Origin of the sequence: Micromonospora vulcania (genome assembly GCF_042658605.1) — a bacterium.
Taxonomy (GTDB): domain Bacteria; phylum Actinomycetota; class Actinomycetes; order Mycobacteriales; family Micromonosporaceae; genus Micromonospora; species Micromonospora vulcania.
Genome location: NZ_JBHSQS010000010.1, coordinates 87,412 through 103,445, shown reverse-complemented (window position 1 = coordinate 103,445; position 16,034 = coordinate 87,412). Strand labels below are relative to the sequence as shown.

The window sequence follows — 16,034 nt, the reverse complement described above, 5'->3', positions numbered from 1 at the left end:
GCATGACCGGACCGTTGCCGGACCCGTTCGCCGATCAACCCGACTGGGCGCCTCGGCCGCCCCGACCGCTGTCGATCGTGCCCGCCACCGACCGGGTGGAGCTTCGCGGGCGACGGGTGCTGGTCGGGCTACCGGGGCTGGGCTGGCGGGGCGACCTACGGGCGGACGACCGAGTCGTCCAGGGGGCCCGTACCTACGTACCGGTGATCCCCGAGCACGAGTGGTACCGGGCCGAGGCCGACCAGGTCGAGGTGTTCGCGCCGCTGATGCCGGTGGAGCGGGTCTGGGTGGAGACGCTCGGCGACCGGCCGGTGCCGGACGGCACCCGGGAGACCGGCATCCGGCTGGTCTCGCTGGACGGTCCGGCCCATCGGGCCCCCACGCCGGTCTTCGAGGCGGACGCGGTGACCGGGCGCCGCGTGGTGCATGTCGAAGGCTCGGTGGAACACCGCGATCTCCGCGCGGTCACCGAGACCTATTCGGGTGCCGAGGGAGACATCTGCGTCCGCATCACGCCCGAGGTGGAGTGGTACCGCTGGGCCTGGCGTGGCCAGCCACCCACCACCCTGGAGGTTCCGGTCCACCTGCTCTGGATCGAGTGACGCTCAACTTATCTTGACGGCACCGCAGACCCGCCAGCCTTCCTGCTTCTTGACATTGAATTGCCACGTGTCCGTCAGACTTTGCTGCGTCTGACCGACCGTGGCGCTGCGCCGGATGCCGGTAACGACGGAGGCGGCATCGCCCTGATCTTTCACGTCAAGGCTTCCCCACGAGACCAGAATCGTGACACCGAGTTGCTCTTCGCGTGCAAGGAGGTCGGTACGGAACGTGACGAGCGCATCCAACTGCGTGCCGCCTTCGCAGGTGAAGAATTTGGCTCTCGTGTCGTTGCGATCCACGAGGAACGCGCGCAGGTAGTTGTCCACGACCACGTCGGGTGCGCTGCGGTCCGGTGCGGACGCGCGGTCGTACAGCACATAGCCGGCGGCGACCCCGCCCAGGCAGAGGACGGCGAGCACCCCGGCGACCACCGTGAGCACGGTCCGCATCCGGCGACGCGGCGGCTGCGGCGCCGGCGTTACCGGGGTCGGCAGCAGTTGCTCGGACGGCGTCCGTTGGGCCGGTACGCGGGACACCTGGGAACCGGCGGGGGGCTGCACTGATTCCACCCCCTGAAGCTATCGGCTGGACGCCCCGGAGCCAATGCCTCAGATCCAGCGGATCGTGACGGACCCCTCCCGACCGGTGAGATCCCCGACAACACCGGCGCACCGCCGTGGCACCTCCCGGAGGTGTGGTCCCGGCTGGGATACCGTCTCTGCTTGGGAGGGGTTGCCAACCTCGGGCAGAGGGGGTGAATGCGGTGGCCGGTCCGAAGGCACGTACGAACCGCGCCGCGACCCTGCACCGCCGGGCTGCGGCCGTCGCGACCGCCGCCGCCGGCATCCTCGACGAGACCCGACCGGCCCCGGCCGATCAGCGCCGTCAGTACGAGGTGGCCGACCGGCTGCGTGTGGTCGCCGCGCGGCTCGCTCCGGGCTGGTCGGGGGCTGCCCTCGACACACTCACGGTGGACACTCCCGCTGGCGACGGCCCACCACTGTTCGTCCGGGTCGGTACGGCGGCACCGTTGGACGACGCCCGCTTCCCCGCGCTGGTGCCGCTGGTCGGTACGGGGCATCTGAGCGTGGACGCCGATGCCCGGGAGCCGCGGGTGGCCGGGCTGCTCCGCGCCGTGCTGCTGCGGTCGTTGGGCGCGGCGCCGGCGGGTGCGCTGCTGGTGCGGGCGGTGGACGCCACGGGTGCCGTGCTCACTCCGTTCGGTGCGCTGGCCGACGCCGGTCTACTCCCCCCTCCGGCCGTGGACGTGGCGGGTCTGCGCGCGGTGTTGACCGAGGCGGAGCAGTGGATCACCCCGGGGGCCAGCGGGCGACGCCGACACGACCGGACCCTGCTGCTGGTGGTCGCCGCACTGCCGGACCTGACCGGCCCGACCGATCTGGCACGAATCGAGGCGCTGGCCGAGCAGGGGCCGATCGCCGGGCTGCACCTGGTGGTCGCCGGCTGGCCACCCGCCGGCCCGTACGCGGCCCGTGCCCCGCTGCCACACGCCACACCGCTGGTGTTGCGCAACGCGTACGCGCTGCTCGGTGATCCGCCCGGGTCGTCCTTCGGCGGCCCGGGCGTCGATCCGCCGGGTGGGCTGAACTCGCCGGTCTTTGTCGAGGCCGACCCGCCAGCCGAGCTGGTCGACGCGGTCTGCCGACGGCTGGCGGCGCAGGTGGAGGCGGGTTCCCGACTGGCCTTGGCGGATCTGTTGCCGGCGACGGGTGAGCAGCTCTGGGAGTCAGATTCGGCGGATGGTTTGACGACCACGGTCGGTGACGCCGGGGGCCGGCCGGTGCCGCTGGGCTTCACCGAGCTGACCCCGCACTGGCTGGTGAGCGGCCGGTCGGGGGCGGGCCGCGCGGCGTTCCTGACCACGGCGCTGCTCGGGCTGGTGGCCCGGTACGGGCCGGAGGATCTCACGCTCTACCTGGTGGATCTCGGCGACGGCGAGTCCTTCGTGGAGTTCCTCCAGACCGAACGGGACCGGTCCTGGATTCCGCAGGTGCGGGCCGCCGCGATGGCGGCGGACCGGGAGTACGTGCGGGACCTGCTCGACCAGTTGACCGCCGAGGTGCAGCGCCGGGCGGACGCGGCGGCGCGGGCCGGCGGGCAACGTTTCGCGGAGCTGCGCCAGCACCGGACGCTGCCCCGGATCGTCTGCGTGTTGGAGAATCTGCCGCTGCTCTTCGCCGAGCGGGACCGACTGGCCGCCGAGGTGGCCGTACAGCTGGACGGGCTGGCTCGCACCGGACGGGCGTACGGCGTGCACCTGGTGCTGGCCGGCGCGGGCGAGCTGGGGTTGAGTGCCCGGGCGGACGCAGGACACCGGGATTCGGTGCTCGGGCAGTTCCCGGTGCGGGTGGCGTTGCCGGGCGGCAGCCCGGTGCTGGAGCCGACCAACGACTCGGCGGCCGGCCTGCCGGTGGGCAGTGCGGTGGTGAACACCGCCGGTGGTCTCGGTGGTCCTCGGGGTGCGATCCGCGGTCACGAGCGGCTGGTCCGCCACCCGGACCCGCAGGATCATCCGGAGGCCGTGGAGCAGTTGCGGCACGAGTTGTGGGCGGCCCGGCCGGCCGGCTCGGTGGCACCGGTGGTCTTCGCCGGGTATGCCCGGCCGGTGCTGGGTAACGATCCGCGACACCGGGCGGCGCTGGCCGGCCAGGCGCACGGGCCGGCCGCGCTTCTCGGCCGGGCGGTGGACGTGGTGCGCTCGACGGTCGCCGTACCACTGGGGCCGGCGGCCGGACGCAACCTCGCGGTGTTGGGATCGAGCCCGGCGGCGGGCGGACTGCTGGCGACGGCGGCCCGGAGCACCGCAGGCCATCATCCGCCGGGCAGCGCCCGGTTCCTGGTGGCGGCACCGGACCCGGGCGCCCGGCCCTTGGCGGAGGCGTTGACGACCGAACTGTCGGCCCGGCATCCGGCCGCCCTGGTGGACCTGTCGGCGCTGCTCGCGGACACGGATGACGACCTGCCGACCTACCTGGTGGCCTTCGGCCTGGACCGGCCGGGCCCCCGGGAGCTGCCAGCGGACCGGCTCCGCGCGCTGCTGCGCGACGGGCCTCCAGCGGGTCGGCACCTGCTGGGCTGGTGGCGGGCGGTGCCGCCGTTCGCCGCGCTGCTCGAGCCGGACGGCGAAGTGGACAAACTCGCCGCCGTGGTCGTGCTGGACGTGCCGACCGCGCAGCTCACCGCGGTCTTCGGCCGGCCGGTGGAGTGGCGGGCACGCCCCGACCGGGCGGTGCTCTGGGACGGGCCGGACGAGCGGGGCACCGTCCTGGTGCCGTTCGCGGACGAGGCTGGGTGATCCGGCGGTGCGCACGGGGGGTGGCGGGATGGGTCCGAGCACGACGGTGACCGGGCCGGGGCGGCAACGGACCGCCGAGCCGGTCGGGGACGTCACCCCGGTTCCGGCGGAGCCCACCACCACGGCCTGGTCGGAGTATCTCGCCGCCGCGCGCGAGTTGGACGGGGTACGCCGTGGTGCGGCGTCCGCCGCCGGTGAGCAGGCCCGGTCGGCGGAGGCCGCCCGGGAGGAGTTGGCCGTGGTCCGCACCGGGCTGGCGAGCCAGCAGGAACGGCTGCGGGAGCTGGGCGTACCGGCGATGTCGCTGGTGCCGTCGCCGCCGGAGCTGACCGAGGCGGCCCGGTCGATGGCGGGTGGCCCGGCGGCGGTGCTGGCGGCGCTGCGGGCCGCACGGAGCCGGGCCGAGGCGGCGGACGCGGCGTTGGCCGTACGCGGTTGGCTCCACCCCGGGTCCTGGCCCGCTCGGCCGCGCAACCTCCTGGTGTACGGGCCGCTGGCGCTGGTGGTGCCACTGATCCAGATCGTGGTGTACCTGGCGACCGGGGCGGGTCCGGCCAGCGTGGCGGCGTTGATCTGCGGGCTGCCGATGCCGGCGGTCGCCTTCGTGGCCGGCTGGGTGGGGATCGGCCGGGTGTTCCGGGCCGCCCCGGGCGAGCGGCTGGACCGCACGGTGCGCTTCGGCGCGCTGGTCTGCCTGGTGCCGGCGGTGCTGGTCACGGCCGGCCTCCTGCTGGCCCTGTTGGCCGGCTGACCAGTCGCTGTTGGAGACGGCCGGCCGCCCCACAGGGGTCGACCGGCCGTTCGCCCGTACGGGTGTCAGCGGGGAATGATCAGCGCCATCGCCTCGGCACGCGACTTCGCGTCGTGCTGGAGGGTGCCGCGTACCGCCGAGGTGATCGTCTTGGCACCCGACTTCTGGATGCCGCGCATCGCCATGCACATGTGCTCGCACTCGAGCACGACGACGACGCCGCGCGGGGCGAGCTTGCTCATGAGCAGGTCGGCGACCTGCGAGGTGAGCCGTTCCTGCACCTGCGGCCGACGGGCGAAGACCTCGACCAGCCGGGCCAGCTTGGACAGGCCGGTGATCCGACCGTCCGGGCCGGGGATGTACCCGATGTGCGCACTGCCGCGGAACGGCAGCAGGTGGTGCTCGCAGAGGCTCATCACGTCGATGTCCCGGACGATCACCAACTCTTCGTGGTTGGCCTCGAAGGTGGTGCTGAGCACCTGGGCCGGGTCGACCCGCAGGCCGGCGAAGAGTTCGGCGTACGCCCGGGCGACCCGGGCCGGGGTCTGCTGGAGACCGTCACGGTCCGGGTCCTCGCCGACCGCGATCAGGATCTCCCGTACCGCCTTCTCGATCCGGCCCAGGTCGATCGCATCCTCGACCGGGCGGCCGGTCAGCTTGCCGCTGATCAGCCGGGCGGCCACGTAGTCGAGGCCGTCGTCCGAATCGGGCTCGGTCGCGGAGACGGCCAGCTCCCGGTTGGGGGAGCTGGCCGTCGGGTCGCTACTCAGTGCGTACCGTCCGAGTTGTTGGAACCACCGACCGACGCCTGCGCGCCGTCGGCCTGGGCCTGCGCCTTGAGGGCGTCCTTCTCGGCCGGGGTGAGCACGGGCGGCTCGGTGGAGGGCTGCCGCTTGCCGAAGCCGTTGTACGGCGCCAGCGGCGGACGCTTGACCACCCGCGCGCAGATCCGCGCCATGTCCGCCGTGGAGAGGGTCTCCTTCTCCATCAGCTCCAGCACGATGCTGTCCAGGACGTCCCGGTATTCCACCAGGATCTCCCAGGCCTCGTCGTGTGCCAGCTCGACCAGTGCCCGCATCTCGCCGTCGATCTCGGCGGCCACCGAATCCGAGTAGTCCCGCTCGTGGCCCATGTTGCGGCCGAGGAACGGCTCGTCTCCGCTGGTGCCGTACTTGATCGCACCGAGCTTCGAGCTCATGCCGTACTGCGTGATCATCGCGCGGGCCAACTGGGTGGCCTTCTCGATGTCGTTGCCGGCGCCGGTGGTCGGCTCGTGGAAGACCAGCTCCTCGGCGGCCCGACCGCCCAGCGCGTACGCCAGGGTGTCGATCATCTCGGCGCGGGTCTGGGTGTACTTGTCCTCGGTGGGCAGCACCAGGGTGTGGCCCAGCGAGCGACCGCGGGACAGGATCGTCACCTTGTGCACCGGTGCGGCGTGCGGCAGCGCCCAGGCGACCAGCGCGTGGCCACCCTCGTGGTACGCGGTGATCTTCTTTTCCTGGTCGCTCATCACCCGGGTCCGTCGCTGCGGACCGGCGATCACCCGGTCGATCGACTCTTCCAGCGAGTCGTTGGTGATCGCCCGCTGGTCCTTGCGGGCGGTGAGCAGCGCGGACTCGTTGATCACGTTGGCCAGGTCGGCACCGCTGAAGCCCGGGGTACGCCGGGCCACCGCGTCGAGGTCGACGTCGGGCGTGAACGGCTTGCCCTTGGCGTGCACCCGCAGGATGGCCTTGCGGCCCTCCATGTCGGGGGCGTCCACCGGGATCTGCCGGTCGAACCGGCCCGGGCGCAGCAGCGCCGGGTCGAGGATGTCCGGTCGGTTGGTGGCCGCGATCAGGATGACCCCGCCCTTGGTGTCGAAGCCGTCCATCTCGACGAGCAGCTGGTTGAGCGTCTGCTCCCGCTCGTCGTGGCCGCCGCCCATGCCGGCGCCACGGTGTCGACCGACGGCGTCGATCTCGTCGACGAAGACGATGGCCGGCGCGTTGGTCTTGGCCTGCTCGAACAGGTCACGGACCCGGCTGGCACCGACGCCGACGAACATCTCCACGAAGTCGGAGCCGGAGATCGAGTAGAACGGAACCCCGGCCTCGCCGGCGACCGCTCGGGCCAGCAGCGTCTTGCCGGTACCGGGCGGGCCGAAGAGCAGCACACCCTTCGGGATCTTGGCGCCGAGGGCCTGGTACTTCGCAGGGTTCTGCAGGAAGTCCTTGATCTCGTACAGCTCCTCGACGGCCTCCTCGGCCCCCGCGACGTCCGCGAAGGTCGTCTTCGGAGTGTCCTTGGTGATCATCTTCGCCTTGGACTTGCCGAAGTTGAGCACCCGGGAGCCGCCGCCCTGCATCTGCGACATGAAGAACAGCAGCAGAAGCACGAGCAGCGCGATCGGCAGCAGGTTGACCAGCAGGCTCACCCAGATGCTGTCCGACGAGACCTTGGCGTCCGCCGGGCCGGTGACCCGGTTGGCCGCCTTGGCGTCCAGCACCTGGTTCCAGACCTCGTCGCCCACCTGGTACGGGAACTGGGCCTCGATCTTGTTGGTGGTGGTGTCGCCGAACTTGGTCTTGTTCTTCAGGTCCAGCTGGAGCGTCTGCTCCTTGTCCTGGAACACGACCTTGTTGATCTGCGCGGTGTGGAGCTGGTCGAGCGCAACGGAAGTGTCCACGCGGTGGTAGCTGGGACCAGCGGTGAACAGCTGACTGAGCACAACGGCGCCGAGGATGACCAGGATGATCCAGACCACCGGTCGGCGGAAGAAACGCGTACGTTCCATACTGTTGTCGAGCGCCGGGGCGCCCGCATCCTCCTGATCGACGTCCTGACCGTCTGATGGTGTCGCCGCGTCGTAGCGGCGGCCGGAGCCGCCGTGCGGGCCGGCCTCGACCCCGAGGCGCGAAAACTGCCGCGCCGCGGTCATTCGACGGTACACCGTGTACGCGAGGAGTGAGCTTGCGAGCCCCGCACTCGGCACACCTTCGCCATCGACGAGGCGCACCGCGAGCATGCTCGCCAGCCCCGCACCGAAACGTACGGCGGGTCCGGGCAGAAACCGGCGTGGCGGGGAGTCCGGCACGGCCACCCGAACGCCCGGTCCAGCGGTCGAGGGGTCGTACGCGGAGGTGCCTTCCGCACCACCGTGCTCCACGGTAACCGGAACAGCTGAGAGCGCGCTGAACGTCGGCTTGACGGATGCCGATACGAGTTGGCCTCACGCCACCGCCGAGGTGACCCCGGCGGGCGTCAGGAGCGGGCGTAGACCTCGGGCTTGAGCACCCCGACGTACGGCAGCTCCCGGTAGCGCTCACCGAAGTCCAGGCCGTACCCGACCACGAACTCGGTCGGAATGTCGAAGCCGACGTACTTCACCGGAACCGGCACCTTGACCGCGTCCGGCTTGCGGAACAGCGCGACCACCTCGACGCTCGCCGCCGAACGGGACTCCAGGTAACGCAGCAGCCAGGAGAGCGTCAGGCCGGAGTCGACGATGTCCTCGACGACCACGACGTGCCGACCGGCGATGTCCCGGTCCAGGTCCTTGAGGATGCGGACCACCCCGGAGGAGGTGGTGCCCTGGCCGTACGAGGAGATGGCCATGAAGTCGAGCTCGGCCGGGGGGCCGTTGCGGCCCAGCGCCCGGGCGAAGTCCGCCATGAACATCACCGCACCCTTGAGCACGCAGACCAGCAGTAGTCCGTCACCCACGTGGGCGTAGTCGGCGGAGACCTGCTTGGCCAGCTCCGCCGTCTTTTCGCGGATCTGCGCCTCGGAGATGATCACGTGGTCGATGTCGGCGTCGTACCAGGAGCCGTCAGCCATGACTCCTAGCCTGCCGTACGTCGGATGGCCTCCGTCGGCGGGGCCGCACCTTTTGGCGCAGCCCCGCCGGGGATTTTCGCCGCAAAGAACGCAAAGCACCTCAGCTGGTACGCGACCGCCAGCGGCGGCCGTCGTCGGTTGGCTTCCAGTCGGCCGAATCGTGGCTGTCCGTGGTGAGGCCGGCCGCCGAGGCGGCGACGAGCAGGACGAGGAACAGGAGGAAGAGCAGGAACTCCATGGCGGCGCTCGCTTTCGCATGATTGCTGTCGGTTTCGCCGCCGGTGCGCACCGGACTGACACCAGTCTGGGACCCCTCGCGCCGACCGGACAGTGGCAGCGATGCCATTGACCATCGATTTCCTGCCACCTCTCGGGTTACCCTCGTCACATGCTTCGTTCGGTCGCCGTACTCGCCCTCGACCAGGTCGCCCCCTTCGAGCTCGGTGTGCTCGCCGAGGTGTTCGGCACCGACCGAACCGCGGATGGTTTCCCTGGCTACCGCTTCCAGGTGTGCAGCCCGGACGGAGCCGCCGTACGCACCTCGTCCGGCTTCCACCTCACCCCGCACGCCGACCTCGCCCCGATCGAGGACGCCGACCTGGTGGCCGTACCCGCGCACACCCAGGGCACCACCGTCCCCGGTCCGGTGCTCGACGCGCTGCGCCGGGCCGACGCGCGCGGCGCGTACCTGTTCAGCGTCTGCTCCGGCGCGTTCGTGCTCGGTGCGGCCGGGCTGCTCGACGACCGGGAGTGCACCACCCACTGGCGGTACGTGGACGAGCTGCAACACCGGCACCCGCGCGCCCAGGTGCGCTGCAACTCGCTCTACGTCCAGGACGGCCGACTGCTCACCAGCGCCGGCACCGCCGCCGGCATCGACGCCTGCCTGCACCTGATCCGCCAGGAGCACGGCTCGGCCACGGCGACCCGGCTGGCCCGGCGGATGGTGGTCCCACCGCACCGCGACGGCGGCCAGTCGCAGTACATCGAGGCGCCGATCCCGAAGGCCCCCGAGGCGCCCACGTTGGAGCCGGTGCTGGAGTGGCTGATGGGGCACCTGGACCGTTCGATCACGGTGGAGGAGCTGGCGGCACGGGCCGGCATGGCACCGCGGACGTTCGCCCGTCGGTTCCGCGCCGAGACCGGCACCACCCCGCACGACTGGCTCACCAACCAGCGGGTGCTGCTCGCCCGCCGGCTGCTGGAGGAGACCCCGCTGAGCGTGGAGGCGGTCGCCGACCAGGCTGGCTTCAGTGACGCGGCGGCGCTGCGCCATCACTTCAGCCGCCGGGTCGGCGCCACCCCGCACGGCTACCGGACCACCTTCCGGGACCGCGCGCACAGCGGCTGACCGCCGCCCCGAATGGTTCAGGCGCCCGACTCAGCGGTGGGGTTGACGGGCGCGAGCCGGTCGGCGTGACGCAGCACCCGGACACCGCCGGGCAGGTCCGCCGGGCCCTGACCGTGCCACGCGGTGACCAGGGCATCCAGCGCGGCGACGTGCCGGTACGACAGGGCACCCGGCGAGGCTCCCAGCTCACGCGCCCAGGCGTGCAGCACCCGTCCGCGTACCGCGGGTGCCAGGCCGACCAACTCCGGCACCCGGAGGCCACCCTCGGAATGCCGGGCCGCCGCCAGCGCCTTCTCCGCCAGCTCGTCGAGGGCGGCGTTGTCGGCCGCCACCAGCCGGGCGGTACGCGCGAGGTTGTCCAGCACGCCCGGCCCGAGCGCGCGTACCAGAGCCGGCAACACGTCGGCGCGGACCCGGGACCGGGCGTACGACGGGTCGGTGTTGTGCGGGTCCTGCCACGGACGGAGCCCGAGCGCCACGCAGGCGGCGCGGGTCTGGTCCCGGCCGATCGCGAGCAGCGGGCGCAACAGCGGCACCCCGGCCAGCTCCCGCCGGTCGGGCATCCCGGCCACCCCCCGTGGGCCGGCGCCTCGGGCGAGCGCGAGCAGCACCGTCTCCGCCTGGTCGTCCCGGGTGTGCCCGGTGAGCACCGCGACCGCGCCGTGCTGCCGGGCCACCTCGGTCAACGCCTGGTAGCGGGCCTCCCGGGCGGCGGCCTCCGGCCCACCCGAGCGCCCGGCCACGTCCACCCGTACCGCCGTCACCGGTGCGAACCCGACCTCCCGGGCCCAGGTCGCCACCGCCTCGGCGCGCTGTGCCGAGCCGTCCTGCAGGCCGTGGTCGACGGTCACCAGGCCGGCGGCCCAGCCCAGTCGCGGTGCCACGAAGACGGTGGCCGCCGCCAGGGCGAGCGAGTCGGCACCGCCGGAGCAGGCGACCAGCACCGGGCCGCCGGACGGCAGACCGGTCAGGGCGTGCCGGACCGCCACCCGGATCGCGGCCACCGGCGGGGCGAGCGCGGCCACCGGCGGACGGTCAGCCCGCGGCCGGGACGGTGCCGGCCGGGCCGTGCACGCGGGTCACCCAGGCGTCCGGGTCGCCGAGTTCGGAGAGCCGGGGCAGGGTGAGCGGCGAGTTGAAGATCGAGTTGAAGCCGTCCATGCCGACGCGCTCGACCACGCCGTGCACGAACTTGCGCCCCTCGGCGTACTGGCGCATCTTGACGTCCACCCCGAGCAGCCGGCGGATCGCCTTCTCCAGCGGGTTGCCCGCCTCGCGGCGTCGGTTGAACGACGCCCGGATCCGCTCCACGCTCGGGATCACCTGTGGGCCGACACCGTCCATGACGAATTCGGCGTGCCCCTCCAGCAGGGTCATCAACGCGGTGAGCCGGTCCAGTACGGCACGCTGTGCCGGGGTCTGCACGATGTCCAGCACGCTCGTGCGGCTCTCCGGATCGCGGACCGCCTCGGACAGGGTGGCCACCCCACGCCGCAACCGCTCGACCAGGTGCTCGCTGCCGCTGGACGAGGCGTCGACGAACGCCTGCACCTCACTCAGGAAGTAGGCCCGCATCCACGGCACGGCGGTGAACTGGGTCCGGTGCGTGACCTCGTGCAGGCAGACCCACAGCCGGAAGTCCCGCGGGTCGGCACCGAGCTTGCGCTCCACCTCGACGATGTTCGGCGCGACCAGCAGCAACTGACCCGGGTCGGCGGAGAAGACCTCGTACTGGCCGAGCACCCGACCGGAGAGGTACGCCAGCACGGTCCCGGCCTGTACGCCGGTCAGCCGCGACCCGATCGCCTCGGTCAGCGCACCCGGCTGCTTGTCACCGGAGAGCCGGCTGACCAGCGGGGTGATCACCTCACGCAGCCCGGCGATGTTGGCGGCGGCCCAGTCCCGGCGGTCGACCACCCGGACCGCCGGGTGCGCCACCTGCGCCCGCAGCCCCGTGTAGTCGGCCACGTGCCCGGCCGCCTCCTCGGTCAGCCGGCGCAGGTCGCCGACCACGTCGGTGGCCTCGGCGTACGACACCCGGGGGCCCGACTTGCTCAACGCCCCCGCGGTGGCGGCGGCCAGATCCCAGTCCACGAACTGCGCCATGGACCCACCGTACCCGCGCCGCAACACCCCGGCCCGGGCTCGCGTTGGCCGTCGACACCGGTCGCGGCTCCGCCGCCGGTCTGGAGCCCTGGGGCGGCGGTGGTCAGGAGCAGCCGCAGCCGGCCAGCGCGGCGGCGATCCGGTCCAGCGCCGGTTGGGCGGTTTCCCGCCCGCCGGGCACGTTGTCGGTGAGCACCGCGAAGGTGAGCAGACGACCGTCGGCCGTGGTGACCAGGCCCGCGATGGAGTGCACCTTGGTCAACGTGCCGGTCTTGGCCCGTACGGTGCCGGCGCCAGCGCCCGTGCCGGGGGCGCCCTGATACCGCTCGTCCAGGGTGCCGGACCAGCCGCCCACCGGCAGGCCGCCGAAGATGCCGGCCAGTTCCGGATGGTCCGGGCTGGCGGCCAGCCGGATCAGGTCGGTCAGCAGCGACGGGCTGATCCGGTTGCGGCGGGACAGTCCGCTGCCGTCGGAGAGGGTGATCTCGTCGGCGGGCAGGCCCAGCTCGGCCACCTCCGCGTCCATCGCGGCGGCGCCGCCGTCGAACGAGGCCGGTTCGTTGCGGGCCAGGGCGACCTGGCGGGCCAGCGCCTCGGCAACCAGGTTGTCACTCTCGCTGATCATGATGTCGACCACCCGGATCAGCGGTGGGGACTGCACCACGCCCAACTCGGTGCCGGGGGCCGGTGTGCCACCGACCGCGCCCTGAGCGGGTGCCGTACCCCGTTTGACGGCGCTGGTCGGCACGCCGAGCAGCCGGGCGAAAGACCGACCGGCGGCCAGGTCGGGCTCGGGGACCCGCTCGGCCGCGCCGTGCTCGACGCGCGGGTCCTTACGGGCACCGTCGGTCATCAACGCGGTCACCGCGCCACCGGAGCCGCCGGTGGGAATGTCGGCATCCCAACCCGGGCCGTAGACCGGGCCGGAGTAGATCGAGCCGTCCACCGTGACGCTGGTCGGGGCGGTGCCACCGAGGGCGGTACGCACCTGGGCAGCCAGGTCGTCGAGGCGCGCCGCGCCCGGGTAGTAGCCCTTCTTGTCGACCGCCAGAGTGGGGTCGCCGCCACCGACGATCACCACCTCACCGGGCTGCGCGCCGGCCACCGCCCGGGTGGGGATCCGATAGGCGGGCCCACGAGCGGCCAGCACGGTCACCGCGGTCGCCAGCTTGGTCACCGAGGCGGGCACGGTTCCGTTGTCGGCTCCCTTGGCGTACAGCGTCTGCCCGGTGGCCACGTCGGCAACCGAGACGTTCACCCGGTCGCCCAGGGTGGCGACGCCGACCAGCGGGTCCAGCGCGGCACGTACCCCCTCGGGACTGGGCACCGGGGCGTTCTGGTCAGGGCCGGCCAGCACGTCCGACGGGTCGGGGTCCGGGGTCACACCGGCGGCGACGGGCGCCGGCGCGGCGTCGTCGCCCAGCCAGCCGGCGACCGGGCCGGGCCGGGTCACCACGATCCCGACGCCAGCGAGTATCAGCACCAGCACGACGGCCAGCACCAGGGTCAGCCGCCGCAGGCGGCGCGGGGCGGTGGGCGCGGGAGCAGGCGTGGCGCCGGAGGGCCCGGACGGAGGTGTGGCATCGGAGGGTGCGGGCAGCGCGGAGATCGGCGGACCCAGCGGTGGGGGGTCGGTGCGGATCGGGGCCGTCGGGCCGGCACCGGACGACGGGACACCCGGCGCCGGGCTGGCCGGGACCGCGGCGTTGCCGACCGCCGGCGGGCTCACGGGCCGGTCGCCGCCGAGGACCGGGAAGCGGCCGCTGCTCGGGCCGGCCGGAGCCGACCCGACGGGCGGGCGCCACGGCGGCGGCGGAGGACGGTCGGGTAGCGTCTCCGCTGCCTGGGCCTGCTGGTCGGCCGGTGGTTCGGGAGTACGGGGAAGGTGGGCCTCGGGCACCGGGACCCGCCCGGTGGCGCCGCCGGAGCGGGATCGGCCGGTCCCCTGCCCGTCGCTCCCGTCCGGGCGGTAGTGTGAATCTTCCCTCCCCACGACCCCCTCCTCCCCCAGCGAAAATCGGCTTGGGTGACACTACTTCGGTCCGAAGACTATGCGGCGGCCGGAGTCGGCGGGTGGGCATTCACCTGTCCGGGGGGCGCCAGTGGTTCCGTTAGCCAGCGTGGGCAGACGAGGGAGCGTGCAGATGGATTTCGACGTGACGGTTGAGATCCCCAAGGGTCACCGGAACAAGTACGAGGTGGACCACGCGACCGGCCGGATTCGGCTGGACCGCACCCTCTTCACGTCCACCCAGTACCCGGCCGACTACGGGTTCATCGAGGGCACGCTGGGCGAGGACGGCGACCCGCTGGACGCGCTGGTGCTGGTCCCCGAGCCGACCTTCCCGGGCTGCCTGATCCGCTGCCGCACGATCGGCATGTTCCGGATGACCGACGAGAAGGGCGGCGACGACAAGGTCCTCTGCGTGCCCTACGAGGACCCCCGCCAGGAGCACCTGCGCGACATCCACCACCTCGGCGAGTTCGACCGGCTGGAGATCCAGCACTTCTTCGAGGTGTACAAGGACCTGGAGCCCGGCAAGTCGGTGGAGGGCGCGACCTGGGTCGGCCGTACCGAGGCCGAGGCCGAGATCCGGGCCTCCTACCAGCGGGCCAAGGACGCCGAGGCGCACGGCGACGCCGCACACTGACGAGCACTGACGTACCGGGCCCGAGGGTCGCTCAACCGAGCAGCCCTCGGGCCCGGTCGTACAGGTCGAGGACCGCGCAGGCGACCGGCACCACGGCGACCACCAGCGCCGTATCGGTGAGGTCCGCGACTCGGCCCAGGTACGGCGAGACCGGTCGGCGGGCGTACCCGGTGCCGGCCGCGACGGCCACCAGGGCCAGCGCCGTCCCGCCGAGGACCAGCGCGAGCCGACCGGTGTCGTCGGCCCTACCGACCAGCACCGCACCCAGTACCGCGTAGCCGGCGAGACCGGCGAGCACCGTCGGCACCCGGTGCCGCAGCGCCACGAACAGCCGCGACCGCAGCAGCAGTACGGCCGAGGCCACCGCGACCAGCACCCGCCCGGCCGTCCCGCCGGCCACCCCGAGCACCGCCGCCGCGGCCACCGCGAGCAGGGCGTGCCCGAGCAGCATCCCGGTGAGCATCTCCTCGGTGCGGGCCACCGCCGCGTTCACCCGACCTCGGTCCGGCAGGTCCCGGGCCCGTCCCGGCTCCGCGTCGGGCGCCGTGGTCGGCAGCGTGATCGGCGGCAACGGGAGCTTGCCCAACCTGATGGCCAGCAGCGGGATCGCCCCGACGGCGAAGACCAGCGCGCTGAGCAGCACCGCAGCCGTGCCGGCTGGGGTCAGCAGCAGCCCGCCCAGGGCCGCGCCGGCACCGACCAGGCCGACCGTGACGCCGGCCACGAAGACCCGTAACCGACTGGCCACGCCGAGCAGCCCGAGCAGCGCCACCAGCAGCAGCGCCACGGAACCGGCCAGTAGTTCGGGCGCGCCGACCCAGCGCGCCGGCCCGAACGGCCCGACCGGATCACCCGAGCCGACCGCGAGGGCTCCGGCCGCGAACGCGTACGGCAGGGCGTAGCCGCCCAGGGTCGCTCCGGCGGCACCGTCACCGTTGGCGCGGGAGGCGACCGTGCCGGCCACGGTGAGCAGCAGCGCCACCACCGTCGCCGCCGGCCAGCCGCCCCGGTGCGCCGGGCCGCTGGCGAGCAGGGCGAGCAGCCCGACGGCGAGCGGCACCGCCGCACCGCTCAGGGCCGCCACCCGGGTGGCGGCGGGCGACCAGGCACCGCCCCGGCGGCGGGCGCCGTCGGCGATCGCCTCCACCACGTCGTCGTACTCCAGCTCGGGCCAGTGGGCCTGGGCCGGCACCAGGTGCAGCACCTCACCGTCGCGTACGCCCTGCGGCAGCAGCGCCTGCGCGGTCGCGAGCAGCGCGCCGTCGGTGCGGCGCAGAACCCAGCCGCCGTGTCGTTCGCCGTCGTCGGCCAGCCCCTCTCCGGCGTGCCGGAGCACGTCGGGCAGCAACTCGGCCAGGGGCACCTGCTCCGGCAGGGCGACGTCCACCCGCCGTTGGGGCGCGCTGATGGTGACGCGGGCCAGCCCGGTTGTCATCG

General features: G+C 73.1%; 14 protein-coding genes. 5 read left to right on the top strand and 9 right to left on the bottom strand.

Translation table 11 applies throughout. The annotated features are described in order from the left end of the window. Positions 1 to 2: 2 nt before the first annotated feature. Positions 3 to 602, top strand: a complete 600-nt coding sequence (locus ACFQGL_RS18350) for a hypothetical protein (protein WP_377513322.1) — start codon at positions 3 to 5, stop codon at positions 600 to 602. A 3-nt stretch (positions 603 to 605) separates the two neighbouring features. Here the strand turns inward: ACFQGL_RS18350 and ACFQGL_RS18345 are convergent, their stop codons facing one another. Next, positions 606 to 1,163, bottom strand: coding sequence for a hypothetical protein (locus tag ACFQGL_RS18345; RefSeq protein WP_377513547.1), 558 nt, complete (start codon positions 1,161 to 1,163; stop codon positions 606 to 608). A gap of 194 nt (positions 1,164 to 1,357) precedes the next feature. Here ACFQGL_RS18345 and ACFQGL_RS18340 point away from each other — a divergent pair, with 194 nt between their 5' ends. Both ACFQGL_RS18340 and ACFQGL_RS18335 read left to right on the top strand, forming a co-directional pair. Further along, positions 1,358 to 3,919: an FtsK/SpoIIIE domain-containing protein gene (locus ACFQGL_RS18340; RefSeq protein WP_377513320.1), complete on the top strand. Its 2,562-nt coding sequence runs from the start codon at positions 1,358 to 1,360 to the stop codon at positions 3,917 to 3,919. A gap of 28 nt (positions 3,920 to 3,947) precedes the next feature. Continuing rightward, a complete protein-coding gene (locus tag ACFQGL_RS18335; protein WP_377513318.1) occupies positions 3,948 to 4,670 on the top strand; it encodes a hypothetical protein in 723 nt (240 codons plus the stop codon). Positions 4,671 to 4,735: 65 nt separating this feature from the next. Here ACFQGL_RS18335 and folE read toward each other — a convergent pair whose 3' ends face one another. From folE to ACFQGL_RS18315, 4 genes are all read right to left on the bottom strand, one after another. Further along, positions 4,736 to 5,401: a GTP cyclohydrolase I FolE gene (folE, locus tag ACFQGL_RS18330; RefSeq protein ID WP_377513546.1), complete on the bottom strand. Its 666-nt coding sequence runs from the start codon at positions 5,399 to 5,401 to the stop codon at positions 4,736 to 4,738. 35 nt (positions 5,402 to 5,436) lie between these two features. Continuing rightward, positions 5,437 to 7,446 carry an ATP-dependent zinc metalloprotease FtsH gene (gene ftsH / locus ACFQGL_RS18325; RefSeq protein ID WP_377513316.1) on the bottom strand — a complete coding sequence of 670 codons (2,010 nt, stop codon included), beginning with the start codon at positions 7,444 to 7,446 and terminating at the stop codon, positions 5,437 to 5,439. 467 nt (positions 7,447 to 7,913) lie between these two features. Continuing rightward, the gene (gene hpt, locus ACFQGL_RS18320; RefSeq protein ID WP_030328005.1) at positions 7,914 to 8,489 is read right to left on the bottom strand and encodes a hypoxanthine phosphoribosyltransferase; all 576 of its coding nucleotides are present in this window, start codon (positions 8,487 to 8,489) and stop codon (positions 7,914 to 7,916) included. A gap of 100 nt (positions 8,490 to 8,589) precedes the next feature. Further along, the gene (locus ACFQGL_RS18315; protein WP_377513314.1) at positions 8,590 to 8,727 is read right to left on the bottom strand and encodes a hypothetical protein; all 138 of its coding nucleotides are present in this window, start codon (positions 8,725 to 8,727) and stop codon (positions 8,590 to 8,592) included. Between the two features lie 150 nt (positions 8,728 to 8,877). Here ACFQGL_RS18315 and ACFQGL_RS18310 point away from each other — a divergent pair, with 150 nt between their 5' ends. Then, on the top strand, positions 8,878 to 9,840 hold the full coding sequence (locus ACFQGL_RS18310) for a GlxA family transcriptional regulator (RefSeq protein WP_377513312.1): 963 nt from the start codon (positions 8,878 to 8,880) through the stop codon (positions 9,838 to 9,840). Positions 9,841 to 9,857: 17 nt separating this feature from the next. Here ACFQGL_RS18310 and tilS read toward each other — a convergent pair whose 3' ends face one another. From tilS to dacB, 3 genes are all read right to left on the bottom strand, one after another. Further along, positions 9,858 to 10,865 carry a tRNA lysidine(34) synthetase TilS gene (gene tilS, locus ACFQGL_RS18305; RefSeq protein ID WP_377513310.1) on the bottom strand — a complete coding sequence of 336 codons (1,008 nt, stop codon included), beginning with the start codon at positions 10,863 to 10,865 and terminating at the stop codon, positions 9,858 to 9,860. Between the two features lie 10 nt (positions 10,866 to 10,875). Then, positions 10,876 to 11,946 carry a zinc-dependent metalloprotease gene (locus ACFQGL_RS18300; RefSeq protein ID WP_377513308.1) on the bottom strand — a complete coding sequence of 357 codons (1,071 nt, stop codon included), beginning with the start codon at positions 11,944 to 11,946 and terminating at the stop codon, positions 10,876 to 10,878. Between the two features lie 103 nt (positions 11,947 to 12,049). Further along, complete coding sequence (gene dacB, locus ACFQGL_RS18295) at positions 12,050 to 13,546, bottom strand: D-alanyl-D-alanine carboxypeptidase/D-alanyl-D-alanine endopeptidase (RefSeq protein ID WP_377513545.1); 1,497 nt, start codon at positions 13,544 to 13,546, stop codon at positions 12,050 to 12,052. Between the two features lie 544 nt (positions 13,547 to 14,090). Here dacB and ACFQGL_RS18290 point away from each other — a divergent pair. Next, on the top strand, positions 14,091 to 14,597 hold the full coding sequence (locus ACFQGL_RS18290; protein WP_377513306.1) for an inorganic diphosphatase: 507 nt from the start codon (positions 14,091 to 14,093) through the stop codon (positions 14,595 to 14,597). A gap of 31 nt (positions 14,598 to 14,628) precedes the next feature. Here the strand turns inward: ACFQGL_RS18290 and eccD are convergent, their stop codons facing one another. After that, complete coding sequence (eccD, locus tag ACFQGL_RS18285) at positions 14,629 to 16,032, bottom strand: type VII secretion integral membrane protein EccD (protein ID WP_377513304.1); 1,404 nt, start codon at positions 16,030 to 16,032, stop codon at positions 14,629 to 14,631. Positions 16,033 to 16,034: the final 2 nt, after the last annotated feature.